Annotated in this window: 20 protein-coding genes; 13 read left to right on the top strand and 7 right to left on the bottom strand. The window is 68.8% G+C overall.

What is annotated here, in order from left to right; genetic code table 11:
• The first annotated feature begins 26 nt into the window (after positions 1-26).
• Together ACSFA2_RS21315 and ACSFA2_RS21310 are read left to right on the top strand one after the other, a co-directional pair.
• Positions 27-860 (top strand): ABC transporter ATP-binding protein, encoded by an 834-nt coding sequence (locus ACSFA2_RS21315; RefSeq protein ID WP_435457328.1) that lies wholly within the window; start codon positions 27-29, stop codon positions 858-860.
• 2 nt (positions 861-862) lie between these two features.
• Positions 863-1,699 carry an ABC transporter permease gene (locus ACSFA2_RS21310; RefSeq protein WP_435457327.1) on the top strand — a complete coding sequence of 279 codons (837 nt, stop codon included), beginning with the start codon at positions 863-865 and terminating at the stop codon, positions 1,697-1,699.
• A 13-nt stretch (positions 1,700-1,712) separates the two neighbouring features.
• Here the strand turns inward: ACSFA2_RS21310 and ACSFA2_RS21305 are convergent, their stop codons facing one another.
• Positions 1,713-3,272: a transglycosylase SLT domain-containing protein gene (locus ACSFA2_RS21305; protein ID WP_435457326.1), complete on the bottom strand. Its 1,560-nt coding sequence runs from the start codon at positions 3,270-3,272 to the stop codon at positions 1,713-1,715.
• Positions 3,269-4,054 (bottom strand): hydroxyacylglutathione hydrolase, encoded by a 786-nt coding sequence (gene gloB, locus ACSFA2_RS21300; protein ID WP_435457325.1) that lies wholly within the window; start codon positions 4,052-4,054, stop codon positions 3,269-3,271. The genes ACSFA2_RS21305 and gloB overlap by 4 nt, the downstream gene beginning before the upstream one ends.
• Here gloB and ACSFA2_RS21295 point away from each other — a divergent pair.
• Together ACSFA2_RS21295 and rnhA are read left to right on the top strand one after the other, a co-directional pair.
• Complete coding sequence (locus ACSFA2_RS21295; protein ID WP_435457324.1) at positions 4,053-4,850, top strand: class I SAM-dependent methyltransferase; 798 nt, start codon at positions 4,053-4,055, stop codon at positions 4,848-4,850. The genes gloB and ACSFA2_RS21295 overlap by 2 nt on opposite strands.
• On the top strand, positions 4,847-5,296 hold the full coding sequence (gene rnhA / locus ACSFA2_RS21290; protein WP_435457323.1) for a ribonuclease HI: 450 nt from the start codon (positions 4,847-4,849) through the stop codon (positions 5,294-5,296). The genes ACSFA2_RS21295 and rnhA overlap by 4 nt, the downstream gene beginning before the upstream one ends.
• Here the strand turns inward: rnhA and ACSFA2_RS21285 are convergent.
• Genes ACSFA2_RS21285 through moaA form a run of 4 tightly spaced genes read right to left on the bottom strand, consistent with a single transcriptional unit; the run spans position 5,293 to position 8,886 of the window.
• On the bottom strand, positions 5,293-5,787 hold the full coding sequence (locus ACSFA2_RS21285) for a Crp/Fnr family transcriptional regulator (RefSeq protein ID WP_435457322.1): 495 nt from the start codon (positions 5,785-5,787) through the stop codon (positions 5,293-5,295). The genes rnhA and ACSFA2_RS21285 overlap by 4 nt on opposite strands.
• Before the next feature lie 17 nt (positions 5,788-5,804).
• Positions 5,805-7,118 (bottom strand): molybdopterin molybdotransferase MoeA, encoded by a 1,314-nt coding sequence (gene moeA / locus ACSFA2_RS21280; protein ID WP_435457321.1) that lies wholly within the window; start codon positions 7,116-7,118, stop codon positions 5,805-5,807.
• A complete protein-coding gene (gene mobA / locus ACSFA2_RS21275) occupies positions 7,115-7,750 on the bottom strand; it encodes a molybdenum cofactor guanylyltransferase MobA (protein WP_435457320.1) in 636 nt (211 codons plus the stop codon). The genes moeA and mobA overlap by 4 nt, the downstream gene beginning before the upstream one ends.
• A complete protein-coding gene (gene moaA, locus ACSFA2_RS21270) occupies positions 7,747-8,886 on the bottom strand; it encodes a GTP 3',8-cyclase MoaA (protein WP_435457319.1) in 1,140 nt (379 codons plus the stop codon). The genes mobA and moaA overlap by 4 nt, the downstream gene beginning before the upstream one ends.
• A 187-nt stretch (positions 8,887-9,073) precedes the next feature.
• Here moaA and ACSFA2_RS21265 point away from each other — a divergent pair, with 187 nt between their 5' ends.
• Genes ACSFA2_RS21265 through ACSFA2_RS21255 form a run of 3 tightly spaced genes read left to right on the top strand, consistent with a single transcriptional unit; the run spans position 9,074 to position 11,144 of the window.
• Positions 9,074-9,562, top strand: a complete 489-nt coding sequence (locus tag ACSFA2_RS21265) for a hypothetical protein (protein WP_435457318.1) — start codon at positions 9,074-9,076, stop codon at positions 9,560-9,562.
• A 39-nt stretch (positions 9,563-9,601) separates the two neighbouring features.
• Positions 9,602-10,225, top strand: a complete 624-nt coding sequence (locus tag ACSFA2_RS21260; RefSeq protein ID WP_435457317.1) for a superoxide dismutase — start codon at positions 9,602-9,604, stop codon at positions 10,223-10,225.
• Between the two features lie 13 nt (positions 10,226-10,238).
• On the top strand, positions 10,239-11,144 hold the full coding sequence (locus tag ACSFA2_RS21255; protein ID WP_435457316.1) for a ZIP family metal transporter: 906 nt from the start codon (positions 10,239-10,241) through the stop codon (positions 11,142-11,144).
• Positions 11,145-11,172: 28 nt separating this feature from the next.
• Here the strand turns inward: ACSFA2_RS21255 and ACSFA2_RS21250 are convergent, their stop codons facing one another.
• On the bottom strand, positions 11,173-12,606 hold the full coding sequence (locus ACSFA2_RS21250; protein ID WP_435457315.1) for an aldehyde dehydrogenase family protein: 1,434 nt from the start codon (positions 12,604-12,606) through the stop codon (positions 11,173-11,175).
• Positions 12,607-12,771: 165 nt separating this feature from the next.
• Between ACSFA2_RS21250 and ACSFA2_RS21245 the strand changes: the two genes are divergently transcribed.
• The 6 genes from ACSFA2_RS21245 to ACSFA2_RS21220 all read left to right on the top strand — a co-directional run bounded on the left by ACSFA2_RS21245 (position 12,772) and on the right by ACSFA2_RS21220 (position 16,986).
• Positions 12,772-13,134: a hypothetical protein gene (locus ACSFA2_RS21245; RefSeq protein WP_286646608.1), complete on the top strand. Its 363-nt coding sequence runs from the start codon at positions 12,772-12,774 to the stop codon at positions 13,132-13,134.
• Positions 13,121-13,354 (top strand): hypothetical protein, encoded by a 234-nt coding sequence (locus tag ACSFA2_RS21240; protein ID WP_435457314.1) that lies wholly within the window; start codon positions 13,121-13,123, stop codon positions 13,352-13,354. Before ACSFA2_RS21245 ends, ACSFA2_RS21240 begins: the two co-directional genes overlap by 14 nt.
• Before the next feature lie 224 nt (positions 13,355-13,578).
• The gene (locus ACSFA2_RS21235) at positions 13,579-14,151 is read left to right on the top strand and encodes a hypothetical protein (protein ID WP_435457313.1); all 573 of its coding nucleotides are present in this window, start codon (positions 13,579-13,581) and stop codon (positions 14,149-14,151) included.
• A gap of 82 nt (positions 14,152-14,233) precedes the next feature.
• On the top strand, positions 14,234-15,223 hold the full coding sequence (locus tag ACSFA2_RS21230) for a Bug family tripartite tricarboxylate transporter substrate binding protein (protein WP_435457312.1): 990 nt from the start codon (positions 14,234-14,236) through the stop codon (positions 15,221-15,223).
• 46 nt (positions 15,224-15,269) lie between these two features.
• Positions 15,270-16,049 carry a sterol desaturase family protein gene (locus ACSFA2_RS21225; protein ID WP_435457311.1) on the top strand — a complete coding sequence of 260 codons (780 nt, stop codon included), beginning with the start codon at positions 15,270-15,272 and terminating at the stop codon, positions 16,047-16,049.
• A gap of 10 nt (positions 16,050-16,059) precedes the next feature.
• Positions 16,060-16,986 carry a fatty acid desaturase gene (locus ACSFA2_RS21220; protein ID WP_435457310.1) on the top strand — a complete coding sequence of 309 codons (927 nt, stop codon included), beginning with the start codon at positions 16,060-16,062 and terminating at the stop codon, positions 16,984-16,986.
• Positions 16,987-16,993: the final 7 nt, after the last annotated feature.

Raw genomic sequence — 16,993 nt, 5'->3', positions numbered from 1 at the left:
GTGACACTCAGCCTCTGAGCCGATCCATGGCCGACACCGACGCGCTTTCCGAGCATGCGCTCGAACTGCTCGACATCAACTGCACCTTCCACGCCAAGGAGAACCCGGGCCAACGCTACACGGCGGTGGCCGACACCACGCTGCGCATCCGTGCCGGCGAGTTCGTCTCGGTGGTCGGCCCCACAGGGTGCGGCAAGTCGACCCTGCTGAACGTGGCAGCGGGTCTGCTGGCGCCGTCGTCCGGTGCGGTGAAGGTCTTCGGCCAGCCGCTCGCGGGCATCAACACGCGCGCGGGCTACATGTTCCAGAGCGATGCGCTGATGCCGTGGCGCAGCGCGCGCGACAACGTGATGGTGGGGCTGCAGTACCGCGGCGTGCCCGATGGCGACGCAGCCGCGCAGGCCGAGGCCTGGCTCGCGCGCGTGGGCCTGGGCGGCTTCGGCGACCGCTATCCGCATCAGCTGTCGGGCGGCATGCGCAAGCGCGCGGCCCTGGCGCAGACACTGGTGCTCGACCCCGACATCATCCTGATGGACGAGCCTTTCAGCGCGCTCGACGTGCAGACCCGGCAACTGATGGAGAACGAGGTGCTCGCGCTGTGGGCATCCAAAAAGAAGGCAGTGCTGTTCATCACGCACGACCTCGACGAGGCGATCGCCATGAGCGACCGCGTGGTCGTACTCTCGGCTGGCCCCGCGACACGGCCGATCGGTGAATTCGTCATCGACCTGCCCCGGCCGCGCGACGTGGCTGAGGTGCGCACGCATCCGCGCTTCGTCGAGCTGCACACGCAGATCTGGAACGTGCTGCGCGAGGAAGTCCTCAAGGGCTACGCGCAGCAGCTGAAGAAGGCCGCCTGAGCATGGCGACCTTGCGGCCCAACGTGCGCAATGCGCGCTTCTGGCAGCTCGGCCTGCTCGTGGTGTTGCTGGTGATGTGGCACCTCGCTTCGCGCAACAACCAGTTCGCTTTCTTCCTCGGTGAGCCGATCCAGGTGGCGGGGCGCATCTGGAACTGGTTCCTGCCTATCGCCGTGCCGCCGAACGCGCTGTTCCCGGAAGGGCTCGCCGGCAACGCCGACATCTACCGGCACCTGGGCACGACGCTGCTCGAGACGGTGCTGGCCTTCGCCATCGGCACCGTGCTGGGCCTGGCCTGCGGCCTCTGGCTGGCGCTCGCGCCCACGGCCAGCCTGATCCTCGACCCCTACATCAAGGCGGCCAACTCGATGCCGCGCGTGATCCTCGCCCCGATCTTCGCGCTGTGGTTCGGGCTGGGCATCTGGAGCAAGGTGGCGCTGGCGGTCACGCTGGTGTTCTTCATCGTCTTCTTCAACGTCTACCAGGGCGTGCGCGAGGTGAGCCCGGTGGTGCTGGCCAACGCGAAGATGCTGGGCGCCAACCAGCGCCAGCTGATGCGCACCGTGTACCTGCCGAGCGCGACGAGCTGGGTGTTCTCCAGCCTGCACACCGCCGTGGGCCTGGCCTTCGTCGGCGCGGTGGTGGGCGAATACCTCGGCTCCGCGCGCGGCGTGGGCTACCTGATCCTGCAGGCGGAGGGCACCTTCGACGTGAACACCGTGTTCGCGGGCATCGTGGTGCTCACCGCCTTCGCGCTGGTGCTCGACGCGATCGTCGGCGTGGTGGAGCGCCGCCTCATGACGTGGCAGCCGCGCAGCGGCGAGACGGAAAAGCTCTGAGGGCGGTTGCGCCTCAGCGCTTGCTCTTGGCCGGCGTGCCGCCGCGCTTCTCGCGCACGATCGGCTGCCTGGCCGCTGCCGGCGTCTTGCTCACCAGGCCCTTGCGCGCGGGTGCCTTGGCGCCCACACCCCGCGGGGTGCCGGTGCCGACACGGGCGCTCATGGCGGCGCGCACCGGCAGGTAGACGATCACGCTGAAGCCGCGTGCGAACACGTGGTTGGTCTTGACGTCGTTCCAGTCCGCGACATTGGCAGCACTCAGCTTGTAGCGATTCGCGATCGCCGTGACGCTGTCGCTGCGGCCGGCCTTGACCACCGTGCGGCGGGTCACGATCTCCGGCTGGAAGCTCAGCTGCCCGGTGTCGGCCACCAGCGCGGTCACGTCCTGCTGCACGCGCACGCCACGGGGCACGATCAGCGTGGAGCCCGCCTTGATCAGCATGCGCGGCGGCACCTGGTTGATGGCGCGCAGATCGGTTTCGCTCATGCCCGAACGCTGGGCCGCATCGGCGACCGTCATCGTGTTGGGCACCACCCAGGCGGTCCAGCTGGCGTACTGGCCCTGCGTATAGGCGTCGAAGTTGCGCTGGAACACAGCCGCGTTGTCCCAGGGCAGCAGGATCTGCGGCGTGCCCGCAGCCAGCAGCACCGGCTTGTGGGCGGCGGGGTTGAGGGCGCGGAAGTCCTCGATGCGCACGTCGGCCAGCTTGGCGGCGAGGGCCACGTCGAGGTCGCGCGTGAGCGTCACCGTCTGGAAGTAGGGGTGGTTCGAGATGATCGGCAGGTCGACGTTGTAGCGCAGCGGGTTGGCCACGATGTTCTTCACCGCCTGCAGCTTCGGCACGTAGCTGCGGGTCTCGGCCGGCATGCTGATGTCGGTGTAGCCGGTGGGCAGGCCGGCGCGCTGGTTCCTCGCGATCGCCTTGCCCACGTTGCCTTCGCCCCAGTTGTAGGCGGCCAACGCCAGGTGCCAGTCGCCGAACATGGTGTAGAGGCGCTGGAGGTAGTCGAGCGCTGCGCGCGTGGACGCCAGCACGTCGCGTCGGTCGTCACGGAAGATGTTCTGCTTCAGGTCGTAGTCGGTGCCCGTCGCGGGCATGAACTGCCACATGCCGGCGGCGCGCGCGCTGGACACGGCCTGCGGGTTGAAGGCGCTTTCGATGTACGGCAGCAGCGCCAGCTCGGTCGGCATGTTGCGCCGTTCGAGTTCCTCGACGATGTGAAAGATGTACCGGTTGGAACGCTCCGTCATGCGCTGCACGTAGTCGGGTCGCGTGGCATACCACTGCTCCTGGTCACGCACCAGGTCGGTGTCGAGGTCGGGCATCTTGAAGCCGCGGCGGATGCGGTCCCACATGTCGACGGGCGGGGCCAGCGTCACCACGCTGCGCGAGCCGAAGCTGCCGGACGTGATGGGAGTGAGGGCGCCGGCCGGGTACACCGGCGCAGCGTCGCCCCGCGGCGCGGAGGCGGTGCCACCGGGGCTTGCCGCGTCGGGCGAGGTGGGCGTGGTGCTGGCGCAGCCGGTGAGGAAGAGGGCGCCGGCCACGAGGGCCGCGGAGAGAAATTTCATCTGAAGTCGTTTTTCCATTGGCGCAATGCCGCGAACACCTCGACCTCGTCCGCGGCGGCGGACAGATGGGACCGCGCTCGCACAGCGCGGTGGACGGTGGCTTCGCGGCTGCGAAGAAAGGGATTGATCCGGCGCTCGGTGCCCAGTTGCGAAGGCAGGGTGGGCTCGCCGCGTGCTCGCACGGCCTGGCAGTGCGCAAGGTACTGAGTCAGATCGGCGTTGTCGGGTTCCACAGCCTCCGCAAAGCGCAGGTTCGAAAGTGTGTACTCGTGGCCGCAGCATACGCGCGTGGTGTCCGGCAGCGCCGCCAGCGCGTCGAGCGATGCCAGCATCTGCGCCGGCGTGCCTTCGAAGATCCGGCCGCAGCCGCCCGAGAACAGGGTGTCGCCGCAGAAGACCAGGGGCGTGTCGATGCCGGGCGCGCCGGCCGGCAGGAAGAAGGCGATGTGCCCGGCCGTGTGGCCCGGAATGTCGAGCACCTCGAAGCGCAGGCCCAGCGCTTCGGCGTGATCGCCCTGTCGCAGCGGCGTGCAGGGCTCGGGAATCGTCTCGCTCGCCGGGCCGAAGACCTTTGCGCCGGTCGCCTCGCGCAGCGCCGCGACCCCGCCGGTGTGATCGGCGTGGTGGTGCGTGACTAGAATCGCGGCCAGCTGCAGATGGGCGCGCGCCAGCGCGTCGAACACCGGCTTGGCTTCCCCGGGATCCACCACGATGGCGTGGCTTCCGTCCTGCAGCATCCAGATGTAGTTGTCGGCGAAGGCGGGCAGCGGAACGAGGGTCATGAGCGGTCAAATTATAGGTTTGCAGGATTGGTTCGAGACCCCCCCCGGCCGGTACCTGCTCGCCTGGGAACAAGCCCAGTTCGACGAGGCGGTGGCCGACATCTTCGGTTATCACGCGCTCCAGCTGGGCCTGGGCTGTGTCGACGGCCTGCGGGCCAACCGCATGCCGCACCGCTGGCTCGCCACGACGGACCCGGCGGTGCCCGCGCCGCGCGCCGCCTTCCTCACCGACTTCGCGGCCCTGCCGTTCAGCGCCAACAGCCTCGACCTGGTGGTGCTGCCGCACACGCTCGAACTGAGCCCCGACCCGCATGCGACCCTGCGCGAGGTCGAACGCGTGCTGGTGCCCGAAGGCCGCGTCGTCATCTGCGGCCTGAACCCGACCAGCCTCTGGGGCATGCGGCAACGCCGGGCCCGGCTGTACCAGCGCCTCGGTTTCGGCGAACTCTTCCTGCCCGAGGCCGGCGACTTCATCGGCTACTGGCGGCTGCGCGACTGGTTGCGGCTCTTGAGCTTCGAGGTCGAGTCGGGCCGCTTCGGCGCCTACCGTCCTGCCGTGCGCAGCGATGCCTGGCTGGAGCGGTGCCGCTGGTTCGACCGGGCCGGCGAACGCTGGTGGCCGATCTTCGGCGCCGTCTATTTCCTGGTCGCGGTCAAGCGCGTGCGCGGCATGCGCCTCTTGAGCGCCGACTGGCGCCGGGCCTCGCAGCGTGCCAGCGCGCCGGTGCCGATCGCCGGGCGCGTGCACCGCGAACCACCCACCTCATCCACATCATCCGAAGGAAACGGTTTTTGACTGAAGTACAGATCTACACCGACGGGGCCTGCAAGGGCAACCCCGGGCCGGGCGGCTGGGGCGCCTGGCTCAAGTCGGGCACCACCGAGAAAGAGCTTTTCGGCGGCGAGCTCAACACCACCAACAACCGCATGGAACTGCAGGCGGTGATCGAAGGCCTGGCGGCGCTCACGCGTCCGTGCAAGGTCGTGCTCTACCTGGACAGCCAGTACGTGCGCCAGGGGATCACGGAGTGGATCAAGGGCTGGAAAGCGAAGGGCTGGATGACCGCCGCCAAGCAGCCGGTGAAGAACGTCGAGCTGTGGAAGCGACTCGACAAGCTGGTGCAGGAGGGCGGTCACACCATCGAATGGCGCTGGGTCAAGGGCCACTCGGGCGACCCGGGCAACGAGCGGGCCGACCTGCTGGCGAACAAGGGTGTGCTGAAGGCGCAGGGGCGGCTTTAGCCAGCTGGCGGCAAGGGCGCCGGCGCCAGCCAGGTTTCGCCCATGCGGGCGCGGAACAACAAGGCGTCGGTGGCGCGCAGCCGCCGGCTCAATTCGCGGCTGATGTTCATCTGGATCAACGCGAACTGCGCGGCGTCGTGTTCGAACAACCGGTAGAGGTTGCCGGGCGTGAGTTCGATGGCACGGCAGTCCGTGTCGGCGCGCACCGAGGCGCTGCGGGGAAAGAGATCGATGAGCGCCATCTCGCCGAAGCAGTCGCCTGCGGCGAGTTCGCGAAGAAGCAGGGCGTTGCCCTGCCAGTGCTTCGAGACGCTGACGTGGCCGGCTTCCAGCACATACATGCAGGTCGCCGGATCGCCTTCGCGAAAGAAGTACGCGCCGGCCGGCACGTCGATCACCGGCGCAGGGGCCAGCAGGAACTCGAGTGTCGCCGTGTCGATGGCGCCGAAGATCGGCATCTGCTGCATCCACTCGATCCGTGCGGCCAGCATGTGGAACCCATCGGTGCCTAGATCACGCCGTCGAACATCATCACGTCGACGGCTTCGCCCGGCTCGACACTGCCTTGCGCGTGATGCAGCACCACCAGGCCGTTGGCCTCGACCATCGAGCTCAGCACGCCCGAGCCCTGGTTGCCGGTGATGCGCACCTCGGGCAGCGCGCCCGGCACCGCGCGTACCAGGCCGCGCTGGTACTCGGTACGGCCGGGCTTCTTGCGGATGGCGGTGGCGCTGTTGGCGCGCAGCAAGGGCGGCGGCCGGCGCGCCTCGGCGTGGCAGCCCATCAGTTGCAGCAGGGCCGGGCGCACGAAAGCCAGGAAGGTGACCATCACCGCGACGGGATTGCCCGGCAGGCCGAACAGCACGGCGTTGCCTTCGGTGGCATCGCCGCGCGGAATCAGCCCCACGGCCATCGGGCGGCCTGGCCGCATCGCGATGCGCCAGAAGGCCATGTCGCCCAGCTGCTGCATCACGGCACGGGTGTGGTCGGCCTGGCCGACGCTGACGCCGCCGCTGGTGATGATGGCGTCGGCTTCGCGTGCGGCACGGCGCAGCGTCGCTTCGAGCGTGGCCGGGTCGTCGCGCACCAGGCCCAGGTCGACGACCTCGCAACCCAGGCGCGTGAGCAGGCCGAAGACGGTGTAGCGGTTGCTGTCGTACACCGCGCCTTCGCGCGGTGCATCGCCCAGGCTCAGGATCTCGTCGCCGGTCGAGAAGTAGGCCACGCGCAGCCGGCGCAGCACCGGCAGCGTGGCCAGGCCCAGGCTCGCGGCCAGGCCGAGGGCAGCCGGGCCGAGCCGGTCACCGGCGCGCAATGCGGCGCTGCCGGCCATCAGGTCTTCGCCGGCGAAGCGGCGGTTGTCGCCGCGGCGCAGCGCACTGGCGGGGAAGCGCAACGCGTCGCCGTCGACCGTGCAGAACTCCTGTGGGACGACCGTGTCGAGGCCGGCCGGCATGACGGCGCCGGTCATGATGCGCAGGGCCTCGCCCGGCCCGACCTCGCCGCGCCACGCCGCGCCGGCCATCGCGGTGCCGACGATCTGCAAGCGCAGCTCACCCGTCGCGCCGTCGAGGGCCGCGCCGTCGAAGGCGAAGCCGTCCATCGCGGAGTTGTCGTGCGGCGGCACGCTGAAAGGCGACACCACGTCGTCGGCCAGCACGCGACCGAGCGCGTCGCGCAGTGGCACGTCCTCGCGCTGTTGCCGCAGGGTGGCCACGCCCGGGGCGACCAACTGCTCGACGAAGTGCTGCACGCCCTCGACGGTCAGCGCCTTCGGGTCGTAGCCGGCCAGCGCGGCGGCGATCTCTGCGATGCGGCTCATCGGGTGGGCCGGGCCTCGAGCGCCTGCAGCTCGGCCAGGGTGTTGGCGTTGGCGAACGCATCGGCCGCATCGCCGGGTCGGTCGAACGGCACCTGCACCGTGCGGTGCTGCGCGGTCCACTGGTCGATCTTGCGGCCGCCCTGACCAACGAAGCGGGTGAGGCTTTCGAGCAGCGCGGTGCGCATCAGGCAGAAGACCGGCTGCGGCCGCAGCGCGGTGTGGCCCGCGTCGTCGGTTTCGAGCGCGTTGACCATGGCGATGTCCGCGTCGTCTTCGGCCATGGCCTGACCCAGCCGCTCTGCCAGGTCGAGCGGGAACAGCGGCGTGTCGCACGGCACCGTCAGGAGATAAGGTGTTTCGCAGCGCTCCAGGCCGGTCAGGAAGCCGGCCAGTGGACCGGCATAGCTGCTGTCGGCGTCGGGCCACACGGGCGTGCCGAAGGATTCGTAGGCCGCGAGGTTGCGGTTGGCATTGACCATCACCTCGCCGACCTGCATGCCCAGGCGCAGCACCGCGTGCAATGCAAGCGGCGAGCCGTTGAAACTCTGCAGGCCCTTGTCGACCCCGCCCATGCGTGAGCCGCGCCCGCCGGCGAGCACCAGGCCTGTGATGTCTTGCGTGGAAATCGTCATCCGCCGATGTAGCTCATTTCGACGCGGCGCGGTGCGGCGGCGTCGGTGGTGTCGGGGCCGCGCAGGGCGCGCAGTTCGGAATAGCGGTCGGCCCGGCCCTGCCAGATGTGGCCGATCGCGGAGAGGATGTCGTCGTCGCTGGCGCCTGCATCGCCCTCTCCTGCACCACGCAGCAGTGGTCGCAGGTCATGGCCGCCGTTGGCGAAGAGGCACAGGTACAGCTTGCCTTCGGTCGACAGCCGCGCGCGGCTGCAGTCGCTGCAGAAGGCCTGCGTCACGCTGCTGATCACGCCGATCTCGCCGCTGCCGTCTTCGTAGGCCCAGCGTTGTGCGGTCTCTCCGGGGGCGGAGGCCTCCAGAGGGCGCAACGGGAATTCAGCGGCGATGCGCGAGACGACCTCGGCCGAGGGCATCACCTCGTCCATGCGCCAGCCGTTGGTGGCACCGACGTCCATGTACTCGATGAAGCGCAGCACGACGCCGGTGCCCTTGAAGTGCCGCGCCATCGGCAGGATCTCGGCGTCGTTGGTGCCGCGCTTGACGACCATGTTGACCTTGATCGGCCCGAGCCCGGCGGCCCGCGCGGCCTCGATGCCGGCGAGCACGTCGGCGACCGGGAAATCGACGTCGTTCATGCGGCGGAACACGGTGTCGTCCAGGCCGTCGAGGCTGACCGTCACGCGCTGCAGGCCGGCGGCCTTCAGCGCCTCGGCCTTGCGCACCAGCAACGAGCCGTTGGTGGTGAGCGTCAGGTCGAGCGGCTGTCCGTCGGGCGTGCGCAGCGCGGCGAGCTGTTCGACGAGCGACTCGATGTTCTTGCGCAGCAGCGGCTCGCCGCCGGTCAGGCGGATCTTGCGCACCCCGTGCGCCGCGAACAGGCGGGCGAGGCGGGTGATCTCCTCGAAGCTCAGCAGCGCGCCGTGCGGGAGGTACTTGTAGTCCTTGTCGAACACTTCCTTGGGCATGCAGTAGCTGCAGCGGAAGTTGCACCGGTCGGTGACGCTGATGCGCAGATCGGTCAGCGGACGGCCCAGGCGGTCGCGCAGCAGGCCGGTCGCCGGCACGGGCTGCAGCGGCGGAAGCGCGACGCGGCGTGCGCGTCCGATGTCGGCGAGGGGGACGAAGGTCTCGGTCATGTCGGGGGTGCGGCAATTTAACTGATTGCCCGCCGCACTTCGGCCACGGGGTCAAGCCGGAGCCGGTGCGTACTGCGCCGCGACGACCCGGGAATTCCTGAATTGGACGGCTCAAACAAGAATGACTATCATTTGATACCCGAGTACGCAAAGCTCATTCGACGCAAAGGGCCGAACAGGAGCGTGCATGAATCCGTCTTTCAGCGTCTCGGAAACCATGGACCCGCCCACCATCGGCGGTCTGCGCGCCTGGGAACGCGTGATGCGCAGCGGCGTCGATGCGGCCCGCTCTGGCCACCCGCTGCTGGCCGAGAGCCTCTACCTGCAGGCGCTTGGCCTGGCGCAACCGTTGCTCGATGCCGGTTGCGCCGAGCGCGCCGACGACCGCATCGCGGCCTTCGTCGTCACTCACCTGAACCTGTCTGATCTGCACCGCGATGCCGAACGCATCGAGGACGCGGTCGCGCACCTGTGCGTGGCGCACTGCCGGCTGATGGCGCTGCTGCGCGATCCGCAGGCCGAACCGGCGCTGCAGCAGGCCGCCTGCCGCCACAGCCGCGAAACCCACGCGGCGTTGGTAGCGCACCTGGGCGAGCACGGCGGCCACCCGGCCATCCTGGGCGCGTTGCGCGCCGGCTGTATGCCCGTTCCGCCGCCCGGCGTCACGCTGCACTGAGCGGCACCCCGATTTTCAACGTCGAAGGACTTTTCTCCCATGCCCCATACCCTCCCGAAGCTGCCCTACGCCTACGACGCGCTCGAGCCGCACCTCGACGCGCAGACGATGGAGATCCATTTCACCAAGCACCACCAGGCCTACGTCAACAACCTCAATGCCGCGCTCGAGGGCACCGACTACGCCGAGCTGCCGGTGGAACAACTGATCGTGAACGTCGGCACCTTGCCCGAGAAGTTGCGCGCCCCGGTGCGCAACAACGGCGGCGGCCATGCCAACCACAGCCTGTTCTGGACGGTGATGTCGCCCGCGGGCGGCGGGGCGCCGACCGGCGACCTGGCCCGGGCGATCGACGCCGAGTTGGGCGGCTTCGACGCCTTCAAGGACGCCTTCACCAAAGCGGCGCTGACGCGCTTCGGCAGCGGCTGGGCCTGGCTCGGCGTGGCGAAGGACGGCCGGCTCGCCGTCGAGAGCAGCGGCAACCAGGACAGCCCGCTCATGACCGGCATCGGTTCGGGCAACACGCCCCTCCTGGGCCTGGACGTGTGGGAACACGCCTACTACCTGAAGTACCAGAACCGTCGCCCCGAGTACATCGCGGCGTTCTACAACGTGGTGGACTGGGTCGAAGTGGCCCGGCGCTACGCGGCAGCGCGTGCCTGAGGAGGGCAACACGATGGACGAGACACGAGCGATGCCGGTGCGAAGCAGCCGAACCCTGCGCGAGTGGGTGGGGTGGGCAATCGTGTTCGCTGGCTTACTTGTGGCCGTCAGCCAGTTCTGGCGCTTCGTGAGCGGCAACCCGGTCGTGCTTGCGGCCTTTGTCGGCGGCTCCATCGCGGCGCTGGCGACGGCGCTGGGCACCGTGCCGGTGCTGTTCTCGCAGAAGCTCTCCGACCGTGTGCAGGACACGCTCTTCGGCTTCGGCGCCGGCGTGATGCTCGCGGCCTGTGCCTTCTCGCTGGTCATCCCCGGCCTCGAGGCGGCGCGCACCCATCCGGTCTTCGGTGGCGGTCCGTGGGCGGCCGGCGGCGTGGTCGGCAGCGCGATCCTGCTGGGCGCGCTGGCGCTGCTGATGATGGACCGCCTGCTGCCGCACGAGCATTTCATCAAGGGGCGCGAAGGGCAATCGGCGCAGAAGATGCGCCGCACCTGGCTCTTCGTCATCGCGATCGCGCTGCACAACCTGCCCGAAGGCCTGGCCATCGGCGTCGGCTATGCCGGCAACGAAGGCCTGCGCGCCAACGCCCTGGCCACCGGCATCGCGATCCAGGACGTGCCGGAAGGCCTGGTGGTGGCCGTGGCGCTGCTGGGCGCCGGCTACCGACGGCTCTTCGCCGTGGGCATCGGCATGGCTTCGGGCCTGGTCGAGCCGATCGGCGCCGTGCTCGGCGCGGCCATCGTGGGCTACTCGGCAGCGCTGCTGCCCTGGGGCCTGGGCTTCGCGGCCGGGGCGATGCTGTTCGTCATCAGCCACGAGATCATCCCGGAGTCGCACCGCAAGGGGCACGAGGCCTTCGCCACCGGCGGGCTGATGATCGGCTTCGTGCTGATGATGCTGCTGGACACGGCGCTGGCCTGACCGATTCGCGCCGTGCCGTCAGCGGCGGTCAACCGTGCTTGACGGCCACGGTCTTCAGCGTCGTGAAGCCGTACAGCGCCTCGAAACCCTTCTCGCGGCCGTAGCCCGAGGACTTCACGCCGCCGAAGGGCAGTTCCACGCCGCCGCCGGCCCCGTAGTTGTTGATGAAGACCTGGCCCGCGCGAACCCGCTTGGCCATGCGGAACTGGCGGGCGCCGTTCTCGGTCCAGACGCCCGCGACCAGCCCGAATTGGGTGGCATTGGCCATCGCCACGGCTTCGTCCTCGCCGCTGAAGGCCATGGCGGCCAGCACCGGGCCGAACACCTCTTCCTGCGCCAGCCGGTGGTCGAACGGCACGTCGCGCAGCAGCGTCGGGGCCTGGTAGAAACCGGTCTCGGGTGCTTCGTCGACCACCACGCCTTGCGCCACCATCGGAATGCCGGCGACCTGGGCGTCGGACAGGAAATCCCACACGCGCTGTTGCTGGGTCTGGCGGATCAGCGGGCCCACGTCGAGGTCCATCGCCGCCGGGCCGACCTGCAGCGCCTCGAAGGCGCGGCCCAGGCGCTCGAGCACCGGTTCGTAGATGGCGCGCTCGATCAGCACGCGCGAGCCGGCCGAGCAGGTCTGGCCGGCGTTCTGCACGATGGCATTGATCAGCACCGGGATGGCGGCGTCGATGTCGGCGTCGGCGAAGAGGATCTGCGGGCTCTTGCCGCCCAGCTCGAGCGTGACCGGGCAATGCCGCTCGGCCGCCACCTGCTGGATCAAGGTGCCGATCTTCGGGCTGCCGGTGAAGCTGATGTGGTCAATGCCTTCGTGGCGCGCCAGCGCGTCACCCACCTCGTGGCCATAGCCGGTCACGATGTTGATGGCGCCGGCCGGAAAACCGGCCTCGGCCGCCAGTTGCGCCACGCGAATGAGCGACAGGCAGGCGTCTTCAGCCGGTTTCACCACGCAGGCATTGCCCGCGGCCAGGGCGCCGCCGACGCTGCGCCCGAAGATCTGCATCGGGTAGTTCCACGGGATGACGTGGCCGGTGACGCCGTGCGGTTCGCGCCAGGTGAACACGCTGTAGCCGTCCTGGTAGGGGATGGTTTCGCCATGCAGCTTGTCGCAGGCGCCGGCGTAGAACTCGAAGTAGCGCACCAGGGCGAAGGCGTCGGCGCGCGCCTGCTTGACCGGCTTGCCGCAGTCGCGCTGCTCGAGCAGGGCCAGTTCATCGACATGCTCGGCGATCTTCCGCGAGAGGGCGTAGAGCAGGCGGCCGCGCTCGGCGGCGCTCACCTTGTGCCAGACGCCGTCGAAACAGTCGCGCGCGGCGCGCACCGCGCTGTCGATGTCGGCCGCGTTGCTGCGCTGGATCTCGTCGAAAGGCTGGCCGTCCGACGGATCGATGACGGGCAGGGTGCGGCCCGACGCGGAAGCGACGTCGGCATTGGCGATGTAGTTCAATTGCATGGCGATGGACGGCGCAGGGCCGCTGGGGGATGTCTCTGAAGATGCCGGGCGCGGTGTGCGCGCGGCCGCCAATGGTAAGAGGGGCGGCGCCCCGCTGCAGCGGGAGGCGCGCCGCGCGCCGTGGGCGGCTCTTGCAATCGGCCCCGGGCGCCCCACATGCGATGCATGAATGCAACACGTCACCCCGTCTCCAAGACCAGCCTCGACGTCACCGAACGGCTGGCCCAGCTTCTCGAACGGCTGGAGCACAGCCCCGTGCCGGTCGGTGCCGACCAGTACCGCTCGGTGGTGGTGCACCTGGTGAACGAGTTCGGCGATGTGGCGCCCGGTGCCGCACTGGCCCGCCTGCTCGACAGCTACCCGGCCGCGGCCGAGGTCTACGAGAACCTGCAATACCAGCACGCCGGCCTGTGCCGTTCCGGCCTGGATGCCGCCATGGCCGCCGAGCTGCGCGCCAAGGAAGCCATCGCCCGCGCCATGGGCGGCCCCGCACCTCGCACCCCGGATGCCACCGATGTCCAAGCCTGATACCAAGACCGCGGTCGTGGCCGACGGCCTGCGCTACAAGTCCAAGCCCTCGGGGTCGCCGTTCCGTGCATCGGCCTCTTTCAGTGGGGCCACCATGTCCTGCTTCATGTGCGGCAAGCACCGTCTTCGGTCGCAAATGCGCACCCGACAGGTGCTGGGCAAGTCCCAGAGCGTCTGCGCGCCCACCTGCAAGGCACTGGACGAACAGGTCGACGGCTGAACCGCAGACCGCCGGGCGTCCCGAATTCGCCCAAAGCAGTGTGGCGTGTAGTTCAAACGTGTACTTGAATTTCCCGGCGTGCTGAGTTGAAATTCAGTCAAGAATTGAAAACGAAACGGGTGCAAAAATTGCATTTGTCACCCAATTCCTGACTGAAGGGCTTTTCCGTGTTTGCGAACCGTGCATTTCTCTGACTTCCAGGCCCGGCAGCAAGGGGGATCACCATGAGCACAGTGCGCCACGTCGTCATGCAAGTCGTCAAACGCTCCGGCGGGGCGACGCACCATGTCGGCTTCACCATCGACGACCACTTCGTGGAGCGGCTGCGGCAGCTCCGCTCTCTGGTGCCCCAGCTGACCACGCTGAACAAACAACGCGATCTCGTCATCGACAAGGTGCGCGTGCGCCTGCCCAACGCCGTCTGGCGCACGGGCGCGCAGCTCGAGGAGCAGGTCGAGGGCTCCTGCATCGTGATCGCGAACGAGGGCTTCTTCAGTTGCGGCGGGCGTGACCGGCGCACCAAGGAAAAGCTGGTGACCTACGCCTTCCCGATCGCCCGGCTGAGCGAACTGCACGTCGAGCGCCCGGCCGGCGAGACCTTCTACATCCGCGACGGCGTGTTCACCAACGACGAGCCGGTCGATTCGCCAGCCGGCCGCTGGGTCGCGTCGCTGCACGAACTGGAAGAAATGCGCGTGCCCGACGTGCCCTCCGACTTCGACACGCTGCAAAGCCTGCCGCCGCTGCGCGCCGAGCCGAGCGGGCATGTCGCCACGGGCAGCTTCCGGCTCAATTGACCGGCGCCGATTCGGCTCCAGTAGACTGCGCGCCCTGAAGACCGGCGCGATCTCCGCGTCGGCGACGGAGACATCCCTGGACATGAACCGCAAAACCCTGCTCTCGCTGATGGCCTGCTCGGCCTTCTCGCTCGCCCTCGGGCCGAATCTGGCGTTCGCCCAGACGGCGGCCTACCCCAACAAGCCGATCCGCCTGATCGTGCCCTTCCCGCCCGGCGGCGGCACGGACATCCTGTCGCGCATCATCGGCACGCGCCTGACCGAGGCGAACAAGTGGACCGTGGTGGTCGACAACAAGCCTGGCGCCGGCGGCACCATCGGCATCACCGAGGCGGTGCGCATGCCCGCCACCGGCTACGAGATGGTGATGGGCCAGAAAGACAACCTGGCCGTCGCGCCCTGGCTCTACAAGGGCCTGAGCTACGACCCGTCGAAGGACCTGACGGCCGTGGCGCTGGTGGCCGAGTCGCCGCTGGTGATCGTCACCGCCGCCAATTCGCCCTTCAAGAACATGGCCGACGTGATCGCTGCCGCCAAGGCTGCGCCGGACACCATCACCTACGGCAGCCCGGGCAACGGCACGACCATCCACCTGGCCGGCGAGATGTTCAAGATGGCGGCCGGCATCAAGATCACGCACGTGCCGTACAAGGGCTCGAACCCGGCGGTGATCGACACGATGAGCGGCCAGGTGGCGATGATGGTGTCGTCCATCCCGTCGGCCATCTCGCAGATCAAGGCCGGCAAGCTGCGCGCCCTGGCCGTGACCTCGGCCAAACGCAGCAGCAGCCTGCCCGACGTGCCGACCATCGCCGAATCGACCGCGCTGAAGGACTTCGACGTGAGCTCCTGGTACGGCGTCTTCATGCCGGCCAATGCGCCGAAGGACGTGGTCGCGGCGATGAACGCCGCCATCAACAAGCAGCTGGCGCTGCCGGAAGTGAAGGAATCTATCAACGCCCAGGGCGCGGAGCCGCGGCCCATGACGCCCGCCGCCTTCGCTGCGCTGGTGAAGGCCGACCATGCCAAGTGGCAGGGCATCGTCGCCGCGTCCGGCGTCAAGGTCGAGTGACGATGAAGGCCGGCCGGCGGACGCGCGCGCTGTCGCCGGCCATTTGATGGGGCAAGCCTTCGCGTCCCTCTCGGTGGTGCAGGTCATGGGGTGGGGCCTGGCTTTCTTCGGCTGCCTGTACCTCGGCTTCGGCACCATCACCTGGCTGCTCACACAGCGCGTGCTGCCGGCGCTGGGCATCGGGCGGGTGCTCGATCCGCGGCCGGTGCGCGCTGAGCAATGGCGTCGCGAGTTCGCGCAATCGGCGTGCTCCGTGCTGATCTTCGGGCTCGGCATGGTCTTTCCCTGGGGCCTGCTGCAGCTCGGCTGGGCCCGGCTCGCGGTGGACGCCAGCGGCTGGCGCATCGCCGCCGAGATCGTCGTGCTGGCGGTCTGGAACGACGTGCACTTCTGGATCAACCACCGCCTGCTGCACAGCAAGGTATTGCGGCGCTTTCACGGGCCGCACCACCGCTCGGTGGTCACCACGCCGTTCTCCACCTACAGCTTTCATCCGGTCGAGGCGCTGATGCTGGGCAACGTGATCCTCTGGCCGATGCTGGTGCACGACTTCAGCTTCTGGTCGCTCGCGGCGGTGCCGGTGTTCAGCCTGTTCTTCAACTGCATCGGCCACGCCAACTACGACTTCGTCACGGGCGTGTCGTACGGCCACTGGTTCGCGGCGAGCCGGCGGCACCACCTGCACCATGCCGCGCACGCCGGCAACTACGGCTTCCAGTTCACCTTCATGGACCGGCTCTTTCGCACGCGGCTGGCGGCCGATGCCGCCGATGCGCAGCTCGATGCTTTCCGGCGCAAGCAGGCCGCGCACGGGCGCGGTGCCTGAGCGGCCGCGTATGCCGCCATTGCCCCAATTTCCCCGGCTGCGACATGCGCGCGACTGGCAGAGCCTGGCGTACCTCGTCGCGCTGCCGGCGCTCGCCGCGTGGCAATGGGTCCACGGCTTCCGGTGGCCACTGTATGCGCTGATGCTGTTCCTCACGCTGGGCATCGGCGTGATCCACCACAACCACACGCATCGGCGCCTGTGGCGCGGGCGGTGGGCCAACCGGCTGACCGACTGCGCGATCACGCTGTTGCAGGGCCACCCGACCTTCGTGTTCTGGCCGACGCATGTGGCCAACCACCATCGGTACCGGCATGGCGAGAAGGATGTGGCGCGTACCTACCGCTTTCGCGGCGGCGACACCAACCACCTGAGCGGCTACCTGTTGCATCCGCTGCAGGCCGTGTGCGTGCTGTACCCGACCATCCTCGGATGGCTCGCTGCCTTGCGCCGGCGCTCGCCGGGTGCGTTCCGCTACTGCCTGGCGCAGTACGGCCTGTGGCTGGGCGCGTGGGCGCTGCTGCTGGCGATCGACTGGCACCGCGCATTGCTCTTCGTCATCGTCCCGCAGCTGCATGGCCTGCACTGGCTGCTGGCCACCAACTACCTGCAGCACGCGCATGCCGATGGCCGTGCGGGGGCGTGCGGCGATACGCCGGGGAGCGCGCTGAACTACGCGCGCAACTTCGAAGGGTTGGTGAACCCCTTGCTGTTCAACATCGGGCTCCACACCGCGCACCACGAGAACCCGCATGCCCATTGGTCCGAACTCACCCGTCTGCACCGCGCGCACTACCGCGCCCGCGTGGCGCCTGCACTCAACGAAGGCGGGCTCGTGCCCTACATGCTGCGTGTCTTCGTCCTCGGCACCGTGGTGCCGCGGTTCCGAAGCCGTGCGCTGATGCCATCGATGTCCGTCGACCCATCCCACCACTGAAGCCACC

Source organism: Variovorax cryoconiti (genome assembly GCF_051216395.1).
In the GTDB taxonomy this organism is placed as follows: domain Bacteria; phylum Pseudomonadota; class Gammaproteobacteria; order Burkholderiales; family Burkholderiaceae_C; genus Variovorax.
This window is presented reverse-complemented; position numbering and strand designations above follow the sequence as displayed.

Bases quoted from the DNA above. Each gene is read 5' to 3' on its own strand.
- ACSFA2_RS21315 (WP_435457328.1), top strand. From the start codon at position 27: ATGGCCGACACCGACGCGCTTTCCGAGCATGCGCTCGAACTGCTCGAC.
- ACSFA2_RS21310 (WP_435457327.1), top strand. From the start codon at position 863: ATGGCGACCTTGCGGCCCAACGTGCGCAATGCGCGCTTCTGGCAGCTC.
- ACSFA2_RS21305 (WP_435457326.1), bottom strand. From the start codon at position 3,272: ATGAAATTTCTCTCCGCGGCCCTCGTGGCCGGCGCCCTCTTCCTCACC.
- ACSFA2_RS21295 (WP_435457324.1), top strand. From the start codon at position 4,053: ATGAGCGGTCAAATTATAGGTTTGCAGGATTGGTTCGAGACCCCCCCC.
- gloB (WP_435457325.1), bottom strand. From the start codon at position 4,054: ATGACCCTCGTTCCGCTGCCCGCCTTCGCCGACAACTACATCTGGATG.
- ACSFA2_RS21285 (WP_435457322.1), bottom strand. From the start codon at position 5,787: ATGCTGGCCGCACGGATCGAGTGGATGCAGCAGATGCCGATCTTCGGC.
- moeA (WP_435457321.1), bottom strand. From the start codon at position 7,118: ATGAGCCGCATCGCAGAGATCGCCGCCGCGCTGGCCGGCTACGACCCG.
- mobA (WP_435457320.1), bottom strand. From the start codon at position 7,750: ATGACGATTTCCACGCAAGACATCACAGGCCTGGTGCTCGCCGGCGGG.
- moaA (WP_435457319.1), bottom strand. From the start codon at position 8,886: ATGACCGAGACCTTCGTCCCCCTCGCCGACATCGGACGCGCACGCCGC.
- ACSFA2_RS21265 (WP_435457318.1), top strand. From the start codon at position 9,074: ATGAATCCGTCTTTCAGCGTCTCGGAAACCATGGACCCGCCCACCATC.
- ACSFA2_RS21260 (WP_435457317.1), top strand. From the start codon at position 9,602: ATGCCCCATACCCTCCCGAAGCTGCCCTACGCCTACGACGCGCTCGAG.
- ACSFA2_RS21255 (WP_435457316.1), top strand. From the start codon at position 10,239: ATGGACGAGACACGAGCGATGCCGGTGCGAAGCAGCCGAACCCTGCGC.
- ACSFA2_RS21250 (WP_435457315.1), bottom strand. From the start codon at position 12,606: ATGCAATTGAACTACATCGCCAATGCCGACGTCGCTTCCGCGTCGGGC.
- ACSFA2_RS21245 (WP_286646608.1), top strand. From the start codon at position 12,772: ATGAATGCAACACGTCACCCCGTCTCCAAGACCAGCCTCGACGTCACC.
- ACSFA2_RS21240 (WP_435457314.1), top strand. From the start codon at position 13,121: ATGTCCAAGCCTGATACCAAGACCGCGGTCGTGGCCGACGGCCTGCGC.
- ACSFA2_RS21235 (WP_435457313.1), top strand. From the start codon at position 13,579: ATGAGCACAGTGCGCCACGTCGTCATGCAAGTCGTCAAACGCTCCGGC.
- ACSFA2_RS21230 (WP_435457312.1), top strand. From the start codon at position 14,234: ATGAACCGCAAAACCCTGCTCTCGCTGATGGCCTGCTCGGCCTTCTCG.
- ACSFA2_RS21225 (WP_435457311.1), top strand. From the start codon at position 15,270: ATGGGGCAAGCCTTCGCGTCCCTCTCGGTGGTGCAGGTCATGGGGTGG.
- ACSFA2_RS21220 (WP_435457310.1), top strand. From the start codon at position 16,060: ATGCCGCCATTGCCCCAATTTCCCCGGCTGCGACATGCGCGCGACTGG.